This window comes from Streptomyces sp. CWNU-52B, assembly GCF_047444975.1.
Classification (GTDB): domain Bacteria; phylum Actinomycetota; class Actinomycetes; order Streptomycetales; family Streptomycetaceae; genus Streptomyces.
Map to the genome: position 1 here is coordinate 170,411 of NZ_JBLFJV010000013.1, position 20,409 is coordinate 190,819.

Genomic DNA, 20,409 nt, shown 5'->3' on the forward strand with positions numbered 1-20,409 from the left:
GAGGCGTGGTGTGGAGGCGTGGTGTGGAGATGTGGTGACGAAGCGGTGATGGGGGTCAACCGGCATCTCCGCTCAACGGACAGAGATGTTCCGGTTATCGGATTGGCAAAGAAGACACTTCGCCCCTGTCCTCAGGTACCTCACAGCAGAAAGGATCCCCGGTACTGACCACGACGACAGTAGGGGGAGAACTCTCTTGAGAGGTATGAGAAAGGTGACGGCGTTCGGCTCGGCCGGGGCGCTCGTCACCGCGACGCTCATAACCGGCGCCGTCGCGGCCCCGACGGCCAGCGCGGACATTCGCCAGGGCCAGAGCAGCCAGAGCCAGAGCCAGAACAGCCAGAGCCGGAACAGCCACGGCGGTAACGGCCACGGTCAGGACAGCCGGGCGCGGGGCGCCGAGATCGCCGCCGCTCGCGCGGCCAAGGCCGGTATCGACTGGCAGGACTGCCCCGCCGACTGGGCCATCGCGAAGCCCATCCAGTGCGGCTGGGTCACGGTGCCGCTCGACTACGCGAAGCCCGACGGCAAGAAGATCAAGCTCGCCGTCGACCGCATCGGCAACACCGGCACGAAGGCGGAGCGCCAGGGCGCCCTCGTCTACAACCCCGGCGGCCCCGGCGGCTCGGGACTGCGCTTCCCGACCCGGGTCACCACCAAGAACCCGCTCTGGGTGAACACGTCCAAGGCGTACGACTTCGTCGGCTTCGACCCGCGCGGTGTCGGCCACTCGGCGCCCATCTCCTGCGCCGACCCGCAGGAGTTCGTCAAGGCCCCCAAGCTGGACCCGGTACCGGACTCCGAGGCCGACAAGCGGGTCCAGCGCAAGCTCGCCGCCGAGTACGCGGCCGGCTGCGCCGAACGCAGTGGCGACATGCTGCCGCAGATGACGACCCCCAACACCGTTCGCGACCTGGACGTCATCAGGGCCGCGCTCGGCGAGAAGAAGCTCAACTTCCTGGGCGTCTCGTACGGCACGTACATCGCCGCCGTCTACGGCACGCTCTACCCGGACCATGTGCGCCGTATGGTCGCGGACAGCGTGGTCAACCCGTCGCGCGAGAAGATCTGGTACCAGGCCAACCTCGACCAGGACGTCGCCTTCGAGAAGCGCTGGAAGGACTGGCAGGACTGGGTCGCCGCGAACGACGCGGCGTTCCACCTCGGGGACACCCGGGCGAAGGTCCAGGACCAGTGGCTGAAGCTGCGCGCCACCGCGAAGAAGAACCCCGTCGGCGGGGTCGTCGGCCCGTCCGAGCTCATCGGCTTCTTCCAGAGCGCCCCGTACTACGACTCGTCGTGGGTGCCGGTCGCGACGGTCTTCAGCAAGTACGTCGCCGGGGACACCCAGGCGCTCGTCGACGCGGCCGCGCCGGACCTCTCCGACACCGCGGGCAACATCGCCTCGGAGAACGGCAACGCCGTCTACACGGCCGTCGAGTGCACCGACGCCAAGTGGCCCACCAGCTGGAAGAAGTGGGACCGCGACAACAGCGCGCTGCACAAGAACTACCCGTTCATGACGTGGGCCAACGCCTGGCTGAACCTGCCGTGCGCGACCTGGCCCGCCAAGCAGCAGACCCCGGTCGAGGTGAAGTCGGGCAAGGGCCTGCCGCCCGTCCTGATCGTGCAGTCCACACGTGACGCCGCCACTCCCTACGCGGGTGGCGTCGAACTGCACAAGCGGTTCAAGGGCTCCCGCCTGATCACCGAGAAGGACGCGGGTTCGCACGGTGTGACCGGGCTGACCAACCCGTGCGTGAACGAGCGGGTGGACACCTACCTGCTCACCGGCAAGGTCGGCGCGGCCGACGTGACGTGCGCCCCGCACGCCACGCCCAAGCCGTAGCGGCCACCGGCACCTGAAGTCGACACCTGGAGCCGGCTCTTGAAGCCAGTGCCTGAAGTCGGCACCTTGAGCCGGTAGTTGCAGCAGAGGGGGCGGCCGTCCCACGGCCGCCCCCTCTCACTGCCCGAAGCACGAATCGACGCCTTCGCCGAGCGGAGCGTCAACGCAGCGGCATCCGCGGGAACTTGCGCGCCTTCGCCTTCTCGGCCGCCTCTTCCGCCTTCACGTCGGCCGCGTACCGGTCCACGTACTCCTGCTCGGAGAGGGTGAGGATCGCGTACATGATCTCGTCGGTGATGGCGCGCAGGATCGCCTTCTCGTTCTCCATGCCGGCGTAGCGGGAGAAGTCGAGCGGCTTCCCGAAGCGGATCGCCACGGGGTGGATCTTCGGGATCTTCCGGCCCGGGGGCTGTGCCTCGAAGGTGCCGATCATCGCGCACGGGACGACGGGCACCTCGGCCCTGAGCGCCATCACCGCGACACCGACCTTGCCCTTGTAGAGGCGGCCGTCGTGCGAGCGGGTGCCCTCCGGGTAGATGCCGAGCAGCTCGTCCTTGCTCAGCACCCCGAGACCCTCACGGATCGCCGCCTGACCTGCTTCCTTGCCGGAACGGTCCACCGGGATCTGCCCGGCGCTGCGGAAGAAGAACGCCGTCAGGCGGCCTTTGACTCCGGGGCCCGTGAAGTACTCGGCCTTGGCGAGGAACGTGATGCGCCGCTTGAGGATCGCGGGCAGCAGGAAGTGGTCCGAGAACGACAGGTGGTTGCCGGCGATGATGGCCGGGCCCGTCGCCGGTACGCGTTCCAGCCCCTCGATCCGGGGCCGGAAGACCAGCCGCAACAGCGGTCCCAGGATCACGTACTTGAGAACGTAATAGAACAACGGGTCGCTCCTCGCTTCGCCGGGTCGGCTCAACCGCCGTGTTCTAGCTGGTCAAGAGGTGTGCTGCGGGACGCCAGTGTATGTGCAGGCATCGCCCCCTGTAACCGTCCCCGAGCGGACTCGTACCGACCCGTCGTGACCGGCCCCGACGGGCCCCGACGGCTCCGCGCGCGGCCCGCGCCCCGGCGGAGTGTCGAAAAGGGAAGAAGGGGGACTCGGGCGACGCGGAGCCGACGGCGCGGAGCGCCGGCATCCCTCGGCCGAACAAGGAGTGATCATGCCTCGTGGTTCCAGCCCCAAGCGGGAACGGCAGTACGAGCACATCAAGGACAGCGCCGAGCAGCGCGGAGAGAGCACGGGGCGGGCCAAGGAGATCGCCGCCCGCACCGTCAACAAGGAACGGGCTCGGGCAGGTGAGTCCAGGACGGCGAGCAAGACGTCCACGCGGGACATGTCGTCGTCGAAGCGGGGCGGCCTGCGCTCGCACAGCGGAGCGCAGGGCCCCACGTACGACCAGCTGTACGAGGAGGCCAAGCGGCGCAACGTCAAGGGCCGCTCCGCCATGAACAAGTCGGAGCTGAAGCAGAAACTGGGCCACTGACACCGGCCGCCTGACCCGGCACCCCTGGCGGGCTCTGCGCGCGGTGGCTCACTCCACCGGCGGTACGGCATCCGCCGGTCCGAGCCCGCCGGGTGGCGCATTACGCCGTAATCCACCCTGAAGTGACGGTTCGCCCAGAGGGCAAGGGGTACTCAGCCGCTCCCCGAAGGCTGGAGCCCCGATGGCTGAGAAGAAACCCCGGAAGACCACGGCCAAGAAGACCGCGGCAAAGACCACGGCCAAGAAGGCCACAGCGGCGAAGGCCGCCACCGCCGCGCGCAAGAAGGGTCCGGCGGATGGCGTTCCCGGCAGACCCGGAGTGGAGACGCCCCCGGTCGCCGAACCGACCGAGCCCCGCGACCCCCTGCCGCCCAAGGCCGACCAGGGCGCACCGGCGCCCGTCGGCCCCACCGGGTCGCCGACGAGCGCGGACCCGGCCGGGCGCGCCCAGGCAGGTGCCTACCTGACCACGGCGCAGGGGACACGGCTGTACGAGACCGACCACTCCCTGAAGGCCGGCGCGCGCGGCCCGGTCCTCCTCCAGGACCACCACCTGCGGGAGAAGATCACCCACTTCGACCACGAGCGCATCCCGGAGCGGGTCGTGCACGCCCGCGGCGCCGCCGCGCACGGGATCTTCCAGGGGTACGGCACCGCCGCGAAGGTCAGCAAGGCCGCCTTCCTCGGCGAGGGGGTCGAGACGCCGGTGTTCGTGCGGTTCTCGACGGTCCTGGGCTCACGCGGCTCGGCGGACACGGTGCGCGACACCCGGGGCTTCGCGACGAAGTTCTACACCGCCGAGGGCACCTTCGACCTGGTGGGCAACAACATCCCGGTCTTCTTCATCCAGGACGCCATCAAGTTCCCGGACATCATCCATGCCGGGAAGCCGCACCCGGACCGTGAGATCCCGCAGGCCCAGAGCGCCCACGACACGTTCTGGGACTTCGTGTCCCTGCACACCGAGGCCACCCACCACACACTGTGGAACATGTCCGACCGGGGTCTCCCGCGCTCCTACCGCATGATGGAGGGCTTCGGCGTCCACACCTTCCGCCTGGTGAACGCCGAGGGCGGCACCACGCTGGTGAAGTTCCACTGGAAGCCCCGGCTCGGAGTGCACTCCCTGGTGTGGGAGGAGGCACAGCTCATCAACGGCATGGACCCGGACTTCCACCGCCGCGACCTCGCCGACGCCATCGAGGCGGGCGCGTACCCGCAGTGGGAGCTGGGCATCCAGACCTTCCCCGACAACGCGGAGCAGACCTTCGAGGGCATCGACCTGCTGGACGCGACGAACCTCGTCCCCGAGGAGCTGGCCCCCGTTCAGCCGGTCGGTCTGATGACCCTGAACGCCAACCCGTCCAGCTACTTCGCCGAGACCGAGCAGGTCGCCTTCCACCCCGGCCATCTCGTTCCCGGTATCGACGTCACCGACGACCCCCTGCTCGCCGGCCGGCTCTTCTCCTATCTCGACACGCAGATCAGCCGCCTGGGCGGGCCGAACTTCGGGCAGATCCCGGTCAACCGCCCGCAGGCCCCGGTCAACGACATGCTGCGGGACGGCATGCACCAGAGTGCCGTGCCCACCGGGGCGGCGCCGTACCACCCCAACTCCCTCGACGGGGGCTGCCCGTTCCTGGCGGGCGCTGACACCCGCGCGTACATCGAGACGCCGGCGGAGGTGGTGCGGGCGAACAAGGAACGCAGGGCGCCGGACTCCTTCTCCGACCACTTCGGCCAGGCCCGGCTCTTCTGGCTCAGCATGACGCCCGTGGAACGTGAACACATCGTCGCCGCGTACACCTTCGAGCTGAGCAAGTGCTACGAGCAGCCGGTCAGGGAGCGTGTGCTGAAGGTGCTCGCCAACGTCGACTCCGAGCTGTGCGCGCAGGTCGCCACAGGTCTCGGTCTGGCCGCGCCCCGGGCGACCGTGCGCCTTGTGGCGGCCGACCCGAGTCCGGCCCTCTCCCAGCTCGGCGGGGTCTGGCCGCTGGACGGGAGGGTCATCGGCATCGTCACCGACGAGCAGGGCGATCTGGACGGCGTACGCGCCGTACGCGAAGCGGTCCTGGGCGCCGGCATGGTCCCCCTGGTGATCGCGCCCACGGGCGGGAAGCTGGACGCGAAGGGCAAGGCGAAGGGGAAGGGCGGGAGCAAGGCCAAGGCAGGGGCCAATGCAGGGGCCAAGGCGCTTCAGGTGCAGCGCACCTTCGCCGCCGCCCGGTCGGTGGAGTACGACGCCCTCCTCGTGGCGGGCGTCCCGGGACCCGGCAAGGACGCCTACGGCGCTCGCGACGCGAAGGCGGGCGGCGCGGGGGCGGACGGGATCGCCGATCCGCGGGTGACGCTCATGCTGGCGGAGGCCTTCCGGCACGGGAAGGCCATCGGCGGCTGGGCCGGTGCCGAGGGGGTGCTGGCGGCCGCCGGTATCCCGGTGGACGCCGCGGGAGTCGTCCTCGCGGACAGCGGTCCGGCCGCCCTGGAGACACTCGTCCAGCTACTCGGCGAACACCGCGTCTGGGACCGCTTCGCGCCGACACTCTGACGCACGCGTCCCACCCCGCCAAACCCTGAGGACAGCTCAGGAACCGTCAAGGACCCCAGGGACCAAACACCACCGCAACAACCGCCCCCGGGCCTCCCGGACCTGCCAGGCCCCCGACTCCCGGCCCTGGCAGGCCCTGCGGCCGCCTGGAGCCGGCCGGCTCCGCGTCTCCTGGTCTCCGGGCTTCCGGGGCCTGGCGGGCTCCGCGGCCTCCTGGTTCCCGGCCTGGCGCACTGCCGAGGTCCCGCGGCCTTCCGGTCCCCGGGCCCGTTCAGGTTCCGCGACTTCCTGGTTCCTGGGCCGGGCGGGTTCCGCGGTCTTGCGGCCCCTCGGCCGACCGGTTCCCGGACCTCCAGGCCCCCGGCCCCGGACCTCCAGGCCCCCGGCCCCGGACCTCCAGGCCCCCGGCCCCGTGGCCTCCAGGCTCCCGGGCCTGCCAGGTCCCCGGTTCCCGGCCCTGCCAGGCCTTGCGGCCCCACCGGCTCCCGGGTCCTTGCGGCCCCTCGGCCTTCCGGTCCCCGGGCCGGTCGGGCTCCGCGGCCTCCTGGTTCCCGGGCCTGGCGCACCGCCGCGGCCCCTCAGCCCCGCGACCTCCCGGTTCCCGGACCTGCCAGGCCCCGCGGCTCGCGGCCCGCGGCCTTCGGGCTCCCGGACCTGCCAGGCCCCCGGCTTCCCGGACCTGCCAGGCCCCGCGGCTCAACCGCCTCCCGGGCCTGGCAGGCCCCCAGCCCCTCACGCCCCCTTCGTCAGCACCGTTTCCAGCGTGCCGAGTGCCGAGCGCAGTTCGTCGTCCGTGATCGTCAGTGGCGGGGCGAGTCGGATCGTCGAGCCGTGGGTGTCCTTCACGAGGACGCCCTCGCGCATGAGGGCCTCGCTGATCTCGCGGCCCGTACCGACGGCGGGGTCGATGTCGACGCCCGCCCACAGCCCGCGCGCCCGGAAGCCCTGTACGCCCTTGCCGACGAGCGACTCCAGACCCTCCCGCAGCACCACGCCCGCCTCCTGGGCCCTGCGCTGGAACTCACCGGTCTCCAGCAGCTCCACCACGGCCGAACCGACCGCCGCGGCCAGCGGGTTGCCGCCGAACGTCGACCCGTGCTGGCCGGGCCGCAGCACCTGGAGCACCTCGCGCCGCGCGGCCACCGCGGAGACCGGCACGATGCCCCCGCCGAGCGCCTTGCCGAGCAGCAGCACGTCAGGGACGACCCCCTCGTGCTCGACGGCCAGGGTGCGGCCCGTGCGCCCGAGGCCCGACTGGATCTCGTCGGCGACGAACAGGCACCCGGCCCGCCGGGTCAGCTCGCTCACGCCCCGCAGATAGCCGTCGTCCGGGATGACGACCCCCGCCTCGCCCTGGATCGGCTCGATCAGCACGGCCGCCGTCGTCTCGTCGACGGCGGCCTCCAGCGCGGCGAGATCGTTGTACGGGACCACACGGAAGCCGGGAGTGAAGGGACCGAACCCGGCGCGGGCGCTCTCGTCGGTGGAGAAGCTGACGACGGTCGTCGTACGGCCGTGGAAGTTGTCGGCGGCCACCACGATCGTCGCCCGGTCCGGTGCGACGCCCTTCACGTCGTACGCCCACTTGCGGGCCACCTTGATGCCGCTCTCCACGGCCTCGGCGCCCGTGTTCATCGGCAGCACCATGTCCTGCCCCGTCAGCCGGGCCAGCGACTCGGCGAACCGGGCCAGCCGGTCGTTGTGGAAGGCACGCGAGGTCAGGGTGAGCCGGTCGAGCTGCCGGTGCGCGGCCTCGATCAGGGCCGGGTGGCGGTGCCCGAAGTTGAGGGCCGAGTAACCGGCCAGCATGTCGAGGTAGCGACGGCCCTCCACGTCCTCGACCCAGGCACCCTCGGCGCGGGCGACGACCACGGGCAGCGGATGGTAGTTGTGCGCGAGGACGGGCTCCTCGGCGCGGATCAGCTCGGCGGACGAGCGCGGTGAACGGCTGGGCGCGACAGTCATGAGCGGATCTCCTGGGTGCAGCACTTGATGCCGCCGCCGGCCTTCTGGAACTCCGACAGGTCGACGGGGACGGGAACATAGCCGTGCCGGGCGAGTTCACCCGCGAGGGTCTCGGCGCGGGGCGCGATGAAGACGTGGCGGCCGTCCGAGACGGAGTTCAGCCCGAACACCATCGCGTCCTCGTGGGTGGCGGTCACCGCGTCCGGGAAGAGCCTGCGGAGCACCTCGCGGCTGCCCGGCGAGAAGGCCTCCGGGTAGTACGCGATGTTGGCCTCGGGGCCGTCGTCGAGCACGAACAGCGCGGTGTCGAGGTGGTAGAAGCGCGGATCCACCAGCGTGAGCCCGACGGTCGGGACGCCGAAGAACTCCTGCACCTCGTGGTGGGCGGCCCGGTCCGTACGGAACCCGGTGCCGGCCAGCAGGTGGCGGCCGGCGAAGACCAGGTCGCCCTCGCCCTCGCACACCGACTCGGGCCGGTAGACGTCGAAGCCCGCGTTCTTGAACCACGTGTCGTACGCGGTCGACTCCGGGCGGCGCTGCGGCGCGTGGAAGTACGAGCCGAAGACCCGGCCGGCCACGACCAGCGCCGAGTTCGCGGCGAAGACCATGTCCGGCAGGCCGGCGACCGGCTCCACGCGGTCGACGGTGTGGCCGTGGGCGCGGTAGACGCGGATCAGCTCCGCCCACTGGCCTCGGGCCAGGTCGACGTCGACCTGTGTGTCCTCATGCATCCAGGGATTGATGGCGTACTGCACGGCGAAGTGTCTGGGCTCGCAGACCAGAAATCGCCTCGGGCGCGGCACACGGCTCATGGGCACAGAGGGGTTCCTCCGCTTTTCTGAGGTGTCGAGTGGGATGCCTCAACGGTAGGAAGCGGGGGAGCGGCGCGACAAGAATCAGAGATTGCGCGCCACCGCAGGAATGCTGCGTCTTACGTCTGTTCGACGCACGTTTGCTGCGCGGTTAACCCGTAGGAGTGAAAGAAGAGTCCCTGCCCGCTCCCGCCCCCGCCTCCGGTGCCGGCTGGTTCGCCCCCGCCTCCGGGCTCTCCGGCAGCAGATGCGACAGCACCATGAAACTGACCGTCTTGCGGATGAAGGGCTCCTCGCGGATCCGCTCCAGCACCTCCTCGAAGTGCTCCACGTCCCGGGCCCGTACATGCAGCAGCGCGTCCGCGCCGCCCGTCACCGTCATCGCGGCCGTGATCTCCGGATGGTTGCGCACCACCTCCGCGAGCCGCCGCGGCGGCGCCGCTCCCTCGCAGTACACCTCCACGTACGCCTCCGTACGCCAGCCGAGCGCGGCCGGTTTCACCGTGGCCGTGAACCCGGTGATCACCCCCGTCTCGCGCAGCCGGTCGGCCCGGCGCTTGACCGCGGTGGCGGACAGCCCGACCGCCCCGCCGATCTCGGCGAAACTCGTGCGGGCGTTCGCCATCAGAGCCGTCACGATCTTGCGGTCGAGATCGTCGAAGGACGCGGACGTGGATCTCATGCGGGCACTGTATCCAGCGACGATCCCGTGCCGGTCCCACGACGACGACCTTGCCCATCGCATGTGCAGGCGTACGGATTGCTCCTACACTCCGGGTTCATGCTGCGCGCCCTCGCCGTCGACGACGAACCGCCCTCCCTCGAGGAACTGCTCTACCTGCTGGACGCCGATCCACGGGTGAGCAGCGTCGAGGGCGCGAGCGACGCCACGGCGGCGCTGCGCCGGATCAACCGGGCCCTGGAGAGCGGCCCCGGTGGGGACGAGGGCATCGACGTCGTCTTCCTCGACATCCACATGCCCGGACTCGACGGACTCGACATGGCACGGCTGCTCGCCGGGTTCGCCAAGCCGCCGCTCGTCGTGTTCGTCACCGCTCACGAGGGGTTCGCCGTCCAGGCCTTCGACCTCAAGGCCGTCGACTACGTCCTGAAGCCGGTCCGCAGGGAGCGGCTGGCCGAGGCCGTCCGACGGGCCGTCGAGCAGATGGACGCCGCCCCGCTGATACCCGTCCACGAACCCGACCCCGACCACATATCCGTCGAGCTCGGCGGGGTCACCCGCTTCGTCGCCGTCGAGGACATCACCCATGTCGAGGCCCAGGGCGACTACGCGCGACTGCACACCGCCCAGGGCAGCCACCTCGTCCGCATCCCGCTCTCCACCCTCGAGGAGCGCTGGCGCTCGCGCGGGTTCGTCCGCATCCACCGCCGTCATCTCGTCGCTCTCGGCCACATCAGCGAACTCCGTCTGGACGCGGGTACGGTGAGTGTCCTGGTCGAGTCGGTCGAACTCCAGGTCAGCCGCCGTCACGCACGAGAACTGCGGGACCTGCTGATGCGCCGGACCGCGAGCTGAGGAGCCGGAGTTGCCCCACGACCCCACCGACCGCCGAGTCGTCGTCACCGGCCCGCCCCGTCGTACGCGCCCGCTGAGCCGCTCCCGGCCGCGGACCGAGATCGACGAGCAGACCACGCTCGGCCACACCTACGTCCGCTCCCTGATGCGCAGCCAACTGCGGGCCGCGCTCACCGTCTTCGCCGTGCTCATCCTCCTGGTGGGCCCGCTGCCGCTGGTGTTCGCCGTGACGGGGGACAGCTCCAGCCTGGAATGGATCGTGCTCGGCTTCTGCGTCTACCCGCCGCTGGTGCTGCTCGCCCGCTGGTACGTGCGCCGCGCCGACCGCAACGAGAAGGACTTCGTCCGCCTCGTCGAGGACCGCTGAGCCCATGCGCGGAGCAGGCGTGAGCGAGAGCAGTCCGTGAACGAGAACTACGCCGTCCCGGCGGTCGCGCTCGTGGTCGTCGCGACCGTCTTCGTGGGCGCCTTCGGCCTGCGCATCTCCCGCACCACCTCCGACTTCTACGTCGCCTCGCGCACGGTGGGCCCCCGGCTGAACGCCGCCGCCATCAGCGGCGAATACCTCTCCGCCGCCTCCTTCCTCGGCATCGCGGGCCTCGTCCTCGTCCAGGGCCCGGACATGCTCTGGTACCCGGTCGGCTACACCGTCGGCTACCTCGTCCTGCTGATCTTCGTCGCGGCCCCGCTGCGCCGCTCCGGCGCCTACACCCTGCCCGACTTCGCCGAGGCACGGCTCGCCTCGCAGGGCATGCGCAAGCTGGCCGGGGCCTTCGTCGTCGGTGTCGGCTGGCTGTACCTGCTGCCCCAGCTCCAGGGCGCCGGGCTCACCCTGAACGTGCTGACCGGGGCGTCGAAGTCCCTCGGCGGCGTCATCGTCGCGGTCGTCGTGGTGGCGACCGTCGCCGCGGGCGGCATGCGCAGCATCACCTTCGTGCAGGCCTTCCAGTACTGGCTCAAGCTCACCGCCCTGCTCGTCCCCGCGCTCTTCCTGGTCCTCGCCTGGCAGGACGACGGGGCGTCGCGCCACGCCTTCGACGAACCGGCCAGATTCCGTGAGCACCGGGTCGTACGGGTCGACGCCCGGCTCGACCTGAAACTCGGCGGGCCGCTGACCGTCACCGCGGACGGCACGGTCGACGGCGTCCGGTACGAGGGCCGGCGGGTCGACCTGCCTGCGGGCGTCCACCGCATCGAGAAGGGCACCCGGCTGGCCTTCGGCAAGGGCGACCCCGTGCCCGTCGCCGACCGCGGCGGCAACGGCGGCATGTCCACCTCGCTCGCCGCGGGCCGCGAGGAACGCCCGCTGTACGCCACGTACGGGCTGATCCTCGCCACCTTCCTCGGCACCATGGGGCTGCCGCACGTCGTCGTCCGCTTCTACACCAGCCCGAACGGGGTGGCCGCCCGCCGCACCACCGTCGTCGTACTCGGCCTGATCGGCGCCTTCTATCTGCTGCCCCCGGTCTACGGCGCGCTGGGCCGCCTGTACGCCCCCGAACTCACCCTCACCGGGGACGCCGACGCGGCCGTACTGCTCCTGCCCGACCGGGTGATCGGCGGGCTCGGCGGGGACCTGCTCGGCGCGCTGGTGGCCGGCGGGGCCTTCGCCGCCTTCCTGTCCACGGCGTCGGGCCTGACCATGGCGGTGGCGGGGGTGCTCACCCAGGACGTGCTGCCGTCCCGCGGCGTACGGCACTTCCGGCTCGGCACGGTCCTCGCCATGATCATGCCGCTGGTGGCGAGCATGCTCGTGGGCGGGCTGCCGGTCGCCGACGCCGTGGGGCTCGCCTTCGCGGTCTCCGCCTCGTCGTTCTGCCCGCTGCTCGTCCTCGGCATCTGGTGGCACCGGCTCACCCCGCCGGGGGCGGCCGCCGGGATGCTCGTCGGCGGCGGCTCGGCGCTGCTGGCGGTCGCTGCCACCATGGCCGGCTTCCCGGGGACGGGCTCGCTGCACGCGCTGCTCGCCTGGCCGGCGCTGTGGTCCGTGCCGCTGGGCTTCCTCACGATGGTGCTGGTGTCGCTGGCCACCCCCGGCCGGGTGCCGGCCGGTACGGCGGCTATCCTCGCCCGGTTCCATCTGCCGGAGGAACTGACCGGGGGACAGGTACGCACGGAGCCCAAGGAACCCAGGACCAAGGAGCCCAGGAGCAGAGAGCCCAGGAGCAAGGAGTCCAGGAGCAAGGAGCCCAGGAGCAAGGAGATCAAGGCATGAGCGGTTTCCTGGCGGGACTGTGCGTGGCCGTGCTCCCGCTGCTGGCGGCCGGCTTCTGGTACGGCAGACGCACCGCGCGCTCACCGAGCCCCGGCGGCCTCGGCACCCCCGTCGAGCACGCCACCTTCGAGACCCTGCACACCGCGTCGCTCGCCGCGCCTCCGCTGCGCGCGGGCCTGACCGGGGAGACGGCCCGCAAGTCCGCGCGGCGGCTGCGGACCCTGCTCGGCACCGACGCCCTCTGCCTCACCGACCAGGACACCGTGCTGGCCTGGGAGGGCGTCGGGGAGCATCACCGCGAGCAGATCATGGAGCGGATCGGCGGCCCCCTGGAGACCGGCCGCGGTGAGGCCTTCCGGCTGGCCTGCGACGAGCCCTACTGCCCGCTGCGCTGGGCCGTCGTGGCGCCGCTCACCGTCGACGACCGGGTGCACGGCGCGCTCGTCGCCTGCGCGCCCCGTGAGTCGGCCGTGCTGGTCCGGGCCACCGGAGAGGTCGCCCGCTGGGTGTCGGTCCAGCTGGAACTCGCCGACCTCGACCAGTCCCGTACCCGGCTGATCGAGGCCGAGATCAAGGCGCTGCGGGCCCAGATCTCCCCGCACTTCATCTTCAACTCGCTCGCGGTGATCGCCTCGTTCGTGCGCACCGACCCCGAGCGGGCCCGTGAACTCCTGCTGGAGTTCGCCGACTTCACCCGCTACTCGTTCCGCAGGCACGGCGAGTTCACCACCCTCGCCGACGAACTGCACGCCATCGACCACTACTTGGCGTTGGTCCGGGCCCGGTTCGGCGACCGGCTCTCGGTGACCCTGCAGATCGCCCCCGAGGTGCTGCCGGTGACCCTGCCCTTCCTCTGTCTGCAGCCGCTCGTGGAGAACGCCGTGAAGCACGGCCTGGAGGGCGGCACGGGCCAGGTCGACAAGAGCCGCATCAGCATCAGCGCGCAGGACGCGGGCGCCGAGGCGCTCGTCGTCATCGAGGACGACGGCCCCGGTATGGACCCCGGCCGGCTGCGCCGCATCCTGGCCGGCGAGGCCAGTCCCTCGGACGGCATCGGGCTGTCGAACGTCGACGACCGGCTGCGGCAGGTGTACGGCGACGACCACGGCCTGGTCATCGAGACCGCGCGGGGTGCGGGCATGAAGATCACGGCCCGGCTGCCGAAGTACCAGCCGGGCGTGCACCCTGCGGGACGGCTGCCCCGCGAATGAGCCCTCCGGGAAGACCACAGGGCCCCCGGAGGACCATTCGCGCGGTACTTCGCTCGGTACCTCAGGTGGGGCGCGAGGCCACCATCGCCAGTGTGATCAGGCCGAGCACCACCCAGCCGAACCACAGCCAGCCGCTGCTGCCGAGCGTCACCGTGTAGGCCGTGACCATCACCAGACTGCCGACGGTGAGCACTCCCATGGTCTTCGTGGAACCGGGCATCGCAACACCCTCCTCATGGTTCGTCCCTCTCCATGGTGCCCCCGTCCTTGCGAATTGCAGTACAGACGACCAAATGTGTCCCGGAGTTCCAGGCGCTCTCGCCCACCCAGGACGAGCCCGTGTAGACGTTCGGGTCGTAGCCGTAGTCGTTGGGCGGTACCTCCTCCCGGCAGGCCGCGGTCGCCTGTCGCCTCGCCTCCGCGAGGGTCGTGTCCGGGCTCATCCGGTGGAAGTCGAGCACCTGCTGCTGATGGGGTCCCGCGCACGGGACCAGCTGGGCGCTGTTGTCGGAGATCCTGTCGAGGCAGTCCCGCTTCTGCATGGTGGCCGTGTCGTTGAACCGCGTACCGCGCGGACGATGGTCCCCGATCGGTCCGAACAGCGGTTTGCCGCGGGCGTCGAGCAGCAGACAGGCGACGCGGTGCCCGGCGGCGGCGAAGCCCTCGGAGGTCGGCACGACGGCGTAGGAGCGCACGTCCGCGAGTTTCCTGCGGGTCTCCTCGGTGCGCTGCTCGCACCGGGTGGCGCCGGCCGAGCGGGCGTCGTCGGCCGACCCCGCCTCGAACACGGCCATCACCTGCCCGTACGTCTGGTCGCTGAGGCATGTCACGACCTGGAGCCGCGGGTCTCCGGTGAAGGGCGTGCTCGTCCACCGTGTGGCGACGCAGTTCCCGTCCACGAGCGGCTCGGTCAGCCCGATGGCGTCCCCGTACGGTTTGGCGCCGCCGGTGGCGCCCTTCCCCGGCAGGTACGCCATGGCGTACCAGGCCCCGCCGCCCGCGACGGCCAGCCCGAGCAGGGCCCCGAGGAGGGCAGGCAGGACGCGGTTGCGCCTGCGGCGGCGTCGTCCCGGGGGCGCCGGGATCGCCGGGACGGCCGGGCCCACCGGGCTCTCCTGGTGCGGAGGAGCCGCGGAGGACTCCTGGCCTGCGGACGGCGCGTACCACCGGGCACCGGCCTCGTGGTCCCGCGCGGCCCCGGAGACGGGCGGCCGGTACGCGGGAGCGCGCGGCGGGACCGTATGGGTGTTCCCGTCCGCCCACGGGGGTTCCGAGCCCGGGTCGAGCTGGGTCCGGGGGTGCGGCTGGGGCGTCAGGACCGCGGACAGCGCCGCCTCGGCCTGCGCGGCGGTGATCCGGTGGACCGGGTCCTTGGTGAGCATCGCCGACAGGAGCGGCTCCAGGGCGCCCGCGTGCAGCATGGGCCGTGGCTCCTCCAGGACCACGGCGGTGAGCGCCGCGAGGCCCGACTCACGGTCGAAGGGGCCGTAACCCTCGACCGCGTAGTACAGCGTGCAGCCCAGCGAGAACAGGTCGGCGGCCGCGGTGGGCGGCCCGCCCTGGGCCCGCTCGGGCGCCAGATAGCCGGCGGTGCCCACCAGCGCGGAGGTCAGCGTGTACCGGGTCTCGTCGCCGTCGGGCCGCACGGAGATGCCGTAGTCGGTGAGCAGGACCCGGGCGTACGGCGACCCGGTGCGGTCCGGGGCCAGGAGGATGTTGGCGGGCTTCACGTCCCGGTGCATGACACCACGCTCGTGCCCGGCGGTCAGCGCGTCCAGGACGGCGAGCCCGATGCGGGCGCACTCGGCGGGGGCGACGGCCCCGCGCCGGGCGACCAGGGCGCTGAGGTCCAGGGCCCCGGCCACGTACTCCATCACGATCCAGGGCAGGCCCTCGTGCTCCAGGACGTCGTGCACGGTCACGACGTGCGGGTGGCCGCGCAGGCCCGCGGCGTGCCGGGCCTCGGCGCGGGCGCGGGCGACCCGGGCCGAGCGGTCGTGGTCCGCCTCGCCCGGGTCGCGGAACAGGATCTCCTTGAGCGCGACCTCGCAGGCCAGCCGCTGGTCGTAGGCGAGCCAGACATGGCCCATGCCGCCGCTGCCCAGCTGGTTCAGCAGGAGGTACCGGCCGGCGATGACCCGGCCGATCCCCGACTGCGGTGTTCCTGATGCCATCCGGTGTCACTCCCGGGGTGCTGCTCTGCGTGGGCCTGGGCCGGGCTCAGGGCCGCCGGGTCCGTGCCCGGCTCGCTGGGTGAGGGCTCACTGCGGGTGGGCTCCACCTGCGTGGGGCCGGTGGACGTGGGGGCGGCCGTGGGCGCCGTGGTCGACGCGGTCGGGGTCGTGGGGTCCGCGGACGGCGGCGGCTTCTCGACCGGTGTCGACTCCGTCGCGGTGGGCGTCGTGCCGCCGGGCGAGGGCTCGGTCGCGGAGGCGGTCCCCCCGCCGGGCGTCGACCGCGTCCCGGACGGTGTGCCGCCGCCGGGGGTCGTCTTCTTGCCCGACGACGACGTCCCGCCACCGGGTTCGGACTCCTTGCCCGACGGTGTCGCCTTGCCCGATTCGGACGGCGTCCCGTCGCGCGATGGGGAGGTCGTCCCGCCGGGTGACGACGGGGTGGGCTTCTCGCCGGAGCCGGAGCCGGAGCCGGAGCCGGAGCCGGAGTCCGAGTCCACGGTCAGTGTCACGGCCTCTCCGAACGCCAGTGGTGTCCCGGGGCCGGGCGAGGAGCCGGTGACGAGCGCGTCGCCCGCGGGGAGCCCGTCCCCGGAGTACGCCGCGGCCAGTCCGACTCCGGACAGCTTCTGACCGGCCTGGTCGAAGGTCATCCCCGCCACGGGAGGCACCTTGTGCGGCTTCGTCGCGTCGAACGTCCTGTCCCGCTCGCCCGTGGTGCCGACCGGGCGGGTGATGGCCGTGCCGGGATCGTCCACGTCCAGGAGGGCGATCCGCTCCAGCGGCTGCGGCGCGGGTTTGACGGTCACCACGTCGGACTTCTCGTAGCCGTCCCACTTCTTGTTGCCGGCCTCGAACTTGACGGAGATCTTCGCAGGATCCTTGTCGAAGGCCTTCAGTGGATTTCCACAGGAGCACTTCACCGCGGGAAGTCCCTGGTCGTTCACCAATACCGCGACCCCCGCCTCGAGCAACGCGTCGTAGGGGACCGCCTTGCCCTTCTTGTAGTCGTGGTTCTTGACGAGGGTGTCGTGACGCAACAGGACCGGTGTGAGACCGTCGATGTACTCCTCGATCCGGTCGGTCGTAATACCCACGATCCGTGCCCATTCCCGGGCCTTTTGTTTGTTCTTGGGATCCGTGAGGAAATCCTTGAGCTGCTCGACGTCACAGACCTGCTGGTCGCGTGTGCCCCCGTACAGACCAGGGGTGTTGCCCTGTTGCAGGCCGCTGTGCGGTTGCTCCGACGGGACCTGCGTGCGGTCCCTGCCCAGGGAACCGTCCTCTTCGAAGAAAGGTGCGAGTGACGGTATTCCGGCTGCGACGGCCTTCACCGCGAACAGACGCTGCTCGGAGCATCCGCTGAGGATCAGTGCGGCGGCCAGTAGTACGGCAAGCCTTCGGACCACGGCTTTTCCGACCCTCGGCAAGCATGCGTGAATTTTCATGACCGCTCCCCCCGGCGGCGGTTCCCCCGAACCCTGCAGAGCGGAAGCAGGGCGTCACGCAACATGCTACTGAATGGCAAAGCCTTTCAGTCAAGGGGAATTATCACAGTGCGCGGAGTGACGGAAAGGAGGAAAAAGGGGCTCAGCGACTGCGTGCGCTGAGCGAGGCCAGATAGGCGTTGTACGCCTCGAGTTCCTTGTCGCCGTCCCGGTCGGCGGCCCGGTCCGAACGCCGTGCCTGCCGCTGTTCGGAGCGGTACCACTGGAAGAGCAGCGCGAGCAGCACGAGCACGGACGGGATCTCGCTGAACGCCCAGGCGATACCGCCCGCCGCGTTCTGGTCGGAGAGCGCGTCGATGCCCAGCGAGGCGGCCGGGTTCCGGTAGGTCTCGACCATGGGCTCGGACCCCATCATCAACGCGATGCCGAAGAACGCGTGGAACGGCATACCGGCGAACAGCTCCAGCATCCGGATCAGATAGCCGGGCCGGTGCGGGCCGGGATCGACGCCCATGATGGGCCAGAAGAACACCAGACCGACGGCGAGGAAGTGGCACATCATCGCGATGTGACCCGCCCTGGACTCCATCAGGAAGTCGAAGATCGGGGAGAAGTACAGCGCGTACAGGCTGGCGATGAACAGCGGGATGGTGAACGCCGGATGCGTGACGATCCGCATGAACCAGCTGTGCAGCAGCATCAGGAGCAGCTCGCGCGGCCCCTTGCGGTCGCGGCCCGCGGTCGGCAGCGCGCGCAGTGCGAGGGTGATCGGCGCGCCGAGCAGGATCAGGATCGGCGACAGCATGCTGATCACCATGTGCTGCACCATGTGCACGCTGAACATGACCATGCCGTAGTCGTTCAGCCCGGTGCAGAGGACGAGCATGACGCTCAGGACGCCGACGACGAACGCCACGATCCGCCCGACGGGCCACGCGTCACCGCGCCGCACCAGCCGCACCACACCCCACGCGTACAGGGCGAGCCCCACCAGGCAGGCGACGAGGAAGAACGGGTCCGGAGACCATTCGAGGCCCCGCCCCAGCGTGAACGGCGGTAGATCCATGGTCGTGCCGTGCCCGCTGTGATCCATCCGCCGGCTCCTGGTTCGTACTGATTGAGCGCTGTCTGTCCGGACCCAGACTAGAACCGCCCCCGGTCACACCGGCGACCGGGGGGTGGGGGCGCAGCCGACCACACGCGCCTGCCCGAGGCTTGACTAGAGCCTGACTAGAGAACGCACTCCGCTTCGGCGTACCGCTCATCAGGAACCGTCTTCAGCGTCTCCACCGCCTCCGCCAGGGACACCATCACGATGTCGGTGCCCCGCAGCGCGGTCATGTTCCCGAACTCACCCCGGTGCACGGCCTCCACCGCGTGCCACCCGAACCGCGTCGCGAGCACTCGGTCGTACGCGGTGGGAGTACCCCCGCGCTGGACGTGCCCGAGGATCACCGGACGCGCCTCCTTGCCGAGCCGCTCCTCCAGCTCGATGGAGAGCTGCCGGGCGATGCCCGAGAAGCGCTCGTGCCCGTACGCGTCCTTGCGGCCCTCGTCGTAACTCATCGTGCCCTCACGGGGCTTCGCGCCCTCCGCGACGACGACGATGGCGAACTTCTTGCCGGCGGAGAAGCGCTCGCCGACCTTGGCTGCCAACTCGGCGATGTCGAAGGGCCGTTCCGGCACGACGATCGCGTGGGCGCCCGCGGCCATGCCGGAGTGCAGCGCGATCCAGCCGGTGTGGCGGCCCATGACCTCGACGATCAGGACCCGCTGGTGCGACTCGGCGGTGGTCTTCAGCCGGTCGAGCGCCTCGGTGGCGACGCCGACGGCCGTGTCGAAGCCGAAGGTGACGTCGGTGACAGCGATGTCGTTGTCGATGGTCTTCGGCACGCCGACGATCGGCAGTCCGCTGTCCGACAGGAGCCGGGCCGCCTTCAGGGTGCCCTCGCCGCCGATCGGGATGATCGCGTCGAGGCCGAGGTCCTGGAGATGGCCCCTGGCCCGCTCCACCCCGTCGCGCAGCTGGGCGGGCTGGACCCGGGAGGAACCGAGCATGGTGCCGCCGCGCGCCAGGATGCCGCTCACGGCGTCGAGGTCGAGCTTGAGGTAGTCGCCCTCCAGGAGGCCTTTCCAGCCGTCGCGGAAGCCGATGACCTCGTCGCCGTGGTCGACGACGGCACGGTGTACGACGGACCGGATGACGGCGTTCAGACCGGGACAGTCGCCGCCGGACGTGAGGACACCAATGCGCATAGCCCGAAATACCTTCTCAACGTGGGCCGGGAACCGGACCACGCTGTCCGGCAGGACGCCGCCACCCTACCGGCGGCAGGGGGCGGGTCCACACTGTGCGTCCGCCTGCTGGACGTGCCCGCACAGATGAGCGGGCACGTCGTCGGACGGGCTGTTCCCCTGAGGTCAGGCGGGCTGCTGGGCGGCCGCGATGCGCTCGGAGCGCAGCGCCTCGTACCACCGGTCGTCGATCGGCGGCAGCGCGTTCACATCGAGGGCCAGCTTGAGCAGCAGATCCGCGATCAGCGGGTTCCTGGCGAGCACGGGCCCGTGCATGTACGTGCCGAAGACCGTGTCGTTGTACGCGCCCTCCGTGCCGTCGCCCGTGCCGTTGCCCTTGCCGAGCCGCACGTTCGCGAAGGGGCGGGCGGTGGGGCCCAGGTGCGTGACGCCCTGGTGGTTCTCGAAGCCGGTCAGCGGAGGCAGCCCGAGCCGCGCGTCGATGTCGCCCAGCACGTCACCGACGCACCGCTCGCCCTCGCCGCGCGTGGAGACCACGTCGAGCAGCCCGAGGCCCGGCTCGCGCTGGCCCAGGTCGTTGATGAACTCGTGGCCGAGGATCTGGTAGCCGGCGCACACCGAGAAGACGATCGCGCCGTTGCCGACCGCCCGGTCCAGACCGCCGTCGCGGCGCAGCCGCTCGGCCGCGAGGCGCTGCGGCCGGTCCTCGCCGCCCCCGATGAGGTAGATGTCACCGGAGGTGGGGATGGGCTGGTCGCTGCGTACGTCGAGACGGGCCACGTCCAGACCGCGCTGGCGGGCCCGGCGCTCGACGACGAGTGCGTTGCCCTGGTCGCCGTACGTGCTCAGCAGGTCCGGGTAGATCCACACCAGCCGCAGGCTGTTGTCACTCATTCTCTTCGTCCTTCGG

Annotated in this window: 17 protein-coding genes; 7 read left to right on the top strand and 10 right to left on the bottom strand. The window is 71.1% G+C overall.

The window, feature by feature from the left end; all coding sequences use genetic code 11:
* Positions 1-205: 205 nt before the first annotated feature.
* Positions 206-1,849, top strand: coding sequence for an alpha/beta hydrolase (locus tag ACLVWQ_RS15725; protein ID WP_414109297.1), 1,644 nt, complete (start codon positions 206-208; stop codon positions 1,847-1,849).
* Between the two features lie 160 nt (positions 1,850-2,009).
* Here ACLVWQ_RS15725 and ACLVWQ_RS15730 read toward each other — a convergent pair whose 3' ends face one another.
* Positions 2,010-2,732, bottom strand: coding sequence for a lysophospholipid acyltransferase family protein (locus ACLVWQ_RS15730; RefSeq protein WP_414109298.1), 723 nt, complete (start codon positions 2,730-2,732; stop codon positions 2,010-2,012).
* 277 nt (positions 2,733-3,009) lie between these two features.
* On the opposite strand from ACLVWQ_RS15730, the gene ACLVWQ_RS15735 reads away from it, so the two are divergent.
* Positions 3,010-3,333 (top strand): plasmid stabilization protein, encoded by a 324-nt coding sequence (locus tag ACLVWQ_RS15735; protein ID WP_414109299.1) that lies wholly within the window; start codon positions 3,010-3,012, stop codon positions 3,331-3,333.
* A gap of 181 nt (positions 3,334-3,514) precedes the next feature.
* Positions 3,515-5,881, top strand: coding sequence for a catalase (locus tag ACLVWQ_RS15740; protein ID WP_414109300.1), 2,367 nt, complete (start codon positions 3,515-3,517; stop codon positions 5,879-5,881).
* A gap of 732 nt (positions 5,882-6,613) precedes the next feature.
* Here ACLVWQ_RS15740 and rocD read toward each other — a convergent pair.
* From rocD to ACLVWQ_RS15755, 3 genes are all read right to left on the bottom strand, one after another.
* Positions 6,614-7,846 (bottom strand): ornithine--oxo-acid transaminase, encoded by a 1,233-nt coding sequence (gene rocD / locus ACLVWQ_RS15745; protein ID WP_414109301.1) that lies wholly within the window; start codon positions 7,844-7,846, stop codon positions 6,614-6,616.
* Entirely contained in the window at positions 7,843-8,664 is an 822-nt protein-coding gene (gene ddaH, locus ACLVWQ_RS15750; RefSeq protein ID WP_414109302.1) for a dimethylargininase, read from the bottom strand. Before ddaH ends, rocD begins: the two co-directional genes overlap by 4 nt.
* A 145-nt stretch (positions 8,665-8,809) precedes the next feature.
* Complete coding sequence (locus ACLVWQ_RS15755; protein ID WP_414109303.1) at positions 8,810-9,340, bottom strand: Lrp/AsnC family transcriptional regulator; 531 nt, start codon at positions 9,338-9,340, stop codon at positions 8,810-8,812.
* Positions 9,341-9,439: 99 nt separating this feature from the next.
* On the opposite strand from ACLVWQ_RS15755, the gene ACLVWQ_RS15760 reads away from it, so the two are divergent.
* From ACLVWQ_RS15760 to ACLVWQ_RS15775, 4 genes are read left to right on the top strand one after another with little or no spacing between them, the layout of a single operon-like run.
* Positions 9,440-10,195, top strand: coding sequence for a LytR/AlgR family response regulator transcription factor (locus ACLVWQ_RS15760; RefSeq protein ID WP_414109304.1), 756 nt, complete (start codon positions 9,440-9,442; stop codon positions 10,193-10,195).
* 10 nt (positions 10,196-10,205) lie between these two features.
* Positions 10,206-10,562, top strand: coding sequence for a hypothetical protein (locus ACLVWQ_RS15765; RefSeq protein ID WP_414109305.1), 357 nt, complete (start codon positions 10,206-10,208; stop codon positions 10,560-10,562).
* 36 nt (positions 10,563-10,598) lie between these two features.
* Positions 10,599-12,410: a cation acetate symporter gene (locus ACLVWQ_RS15770; protein WP_414109306.1), complete on the top strand. Its 1,812-nt coding sequence runs from the start codon at positions 10,599-10,601 to the stop codon at positions 12,408-12,410.
* On the top strand, positions 12,407-13,621 hold the full coding sequence (locus tag ACLVWQ_RS15775) for a histidine kinase (protein ID WP_414109307.1): 1,215 nt from the start codon (positions 12,407-12,409) through the stop codon (positions 13,619-13,621). The genes ACLVWQ_RS15770 and ACLVWQ_RS15775 overlap by 4 nt, the downstream gene beginning before the upstream one ends.
* A gap of 61 nt (positions 13,622-13,682) precedes the next feature.
* On the opposite strand, the gene ACLVWQ_RS15780 is transcribed toward ACLVWQ_RS15775, so the two are convergent.
* From ACLVWQ_RS15780 to ACLVWQ_RS15805, 6 genes are all read right to left on the bottom strand, one after another.
* Positions 13,683-13,841, bottom strand: coding sequence for a hypothetical protein (locus tag ACLVWQ_RS15780; RefSeq protein ID WP_414109309.1), 159 nt, complete (start codon positions 13,839-13,841; stop codon positions 13,683-13,685).
* A gap of 13 nt (positions 13,842-13,854) precedes the next feature.
* Positions 13,855-15,795, bottom strand: coding sequence for a protein kinase domain-containing protein (locus ACLVWQ_RS15785; RefSeq protein WP_414109311.1), 1,941 nt, complete (start codon positions 15,793-15,795; stop codon positions 13,855-13,857).
* Entirely contained in the window at positions 15,732-17,204 is a 1,473-nt protein-coding gene (locus ACLVWQ_RS15790; RefSeq protein WP_414109312.1) for a DUF6777 domain-containing protein, read from the bottom strand. The genes ACLVWQ_RS15785 and ACLVWQ_RS15790 overlap by 64 nt, the downstream gene beginning before the upstream one ends.
* Positions 17,205-17,385: 181 nt before the next feature.
* The gene (locus ACLVWQ_RS15795) at positions 17,386-18,336 is read right to left on the bottom strand and encodes a cytochrome c oxidase assembly protein (RefSeq protein WP_414109313.1); all 951 of its coding nucleotides are present in this window, start codon (positions 18,334-18,336) and stop codon (positions 17,386-17,388) included.
* A gap of 137 nt (positions 18,337-18,473) precedes the next feature.
* Positions 18,474-19,499, bottom strand: coding sequence for a 6-phosphofructokinase (locus tag ACLVWQ_RS15800; protein ID WP_414109314.1), 1,026 nt, complete (start codon positions 19,497-19,499; stop codon positions 18,474-18,476).
* Between the two features lie 165 nt (positions 19,500-19,664).
* Positions 19,665-20,393 (bottom strand): type 1 glutamine amidotransferase, encoded by a 729-nt coding sequence (locus ACLVWQ_RS15805; protein ID WP_414109315.1) that lies wholly within the window; start codon positions 20,391-20,393, stop codon positions 19,665-19,667.
* Between the last annotated feature and the right edge of the window lie 16 nt (positions 20,394-20,409).

Coding starts and splice junctions, on each gene's coding strand:
- ACLVWQ_RS15725 (WP_414109297.1), top strand. CDS start 206: ATGAGAAAGGTGACGGCGTTCGGCTCGGCCGGGGCGCTCGTCACCGCG.
- ACLVWQ_RS15735 (WP_414109299.1), top strand. CDS start 3,010: ATGCCTCGTGGTTCCAGCCCCAAGCGGGAACGGCAGTACGAGCACATC.
- ACLVWQ_RS15740 (WP_414109300.1), top strand. CDS start 3,515: ATGGCTGAGAAGAAACCCCGGAAGACCACGGCCAAGAAGACCGCGGCA.
- rocD (WP_414109301.1), bottom strand. CDS start 7,846: ATGACTGTCGCGCCCAGCCGTTCACCGCGCTCGTCCGCCGAGCTGATC.
- ACLVWQ_RS15755 (WP_414109303.1), bottom strand. CDS start 9,340: ATGAGATCCACGTCCGCGTCCTTCGACGATCTCGACCGCAAGATCGTG.
- ACLVWQ_RS15760 (WP_414109304.1), top strand. CDS start 9,440: ATGCTGCGCGCCCTCGCCGTCGACGACGAACCGCCCTCCCTCGAGGAA.
- ACLVWQ_RS15775 (WP_414109307.1), top strand. CDS start 12,407: ATGAGCGGTTTCCTGGCGGGACTGTGCGTGGCCGTGCTCCCGCTGCTG.
- ACLVWQ_RS15780 (WP_414109309.1), bottom strand. CDS start 13,841: ATGCCCGGTTCCACGAAGACCATGGGAGTGCTCACCGTCGGCAGTCTG.
- ACLVWQ_RS15785 (WP_414109311.1), bottom strand. CDS start 15,795: ATGGCATCAGGAACACCGCAGTCGGGGATCGGCCGGGTCATCGCCGGC.
- ACLVWQ_RS15795 (WP_414109313.1), bottom strand. CDS start 18,336: ATGGATCACAGCGGGCACGGCACGACCATGGATCTACCGCCGTTCACG.
- ACLVWQ_RS15800 (WP_414109314.1), bottom strand. CDS start 19,499: ATGCGCATTGGTGTCCTCACGTCCGGCGGCGACTGTCCCGGTCTGAAC.
- ACLVWQ_RS15805 (WP_414109315.1), bottom strand. CDS start 20,393: ATGAGTGACAACAGCCTGCGGCTGGTGTGGATCTACCCGGACCTGCTG.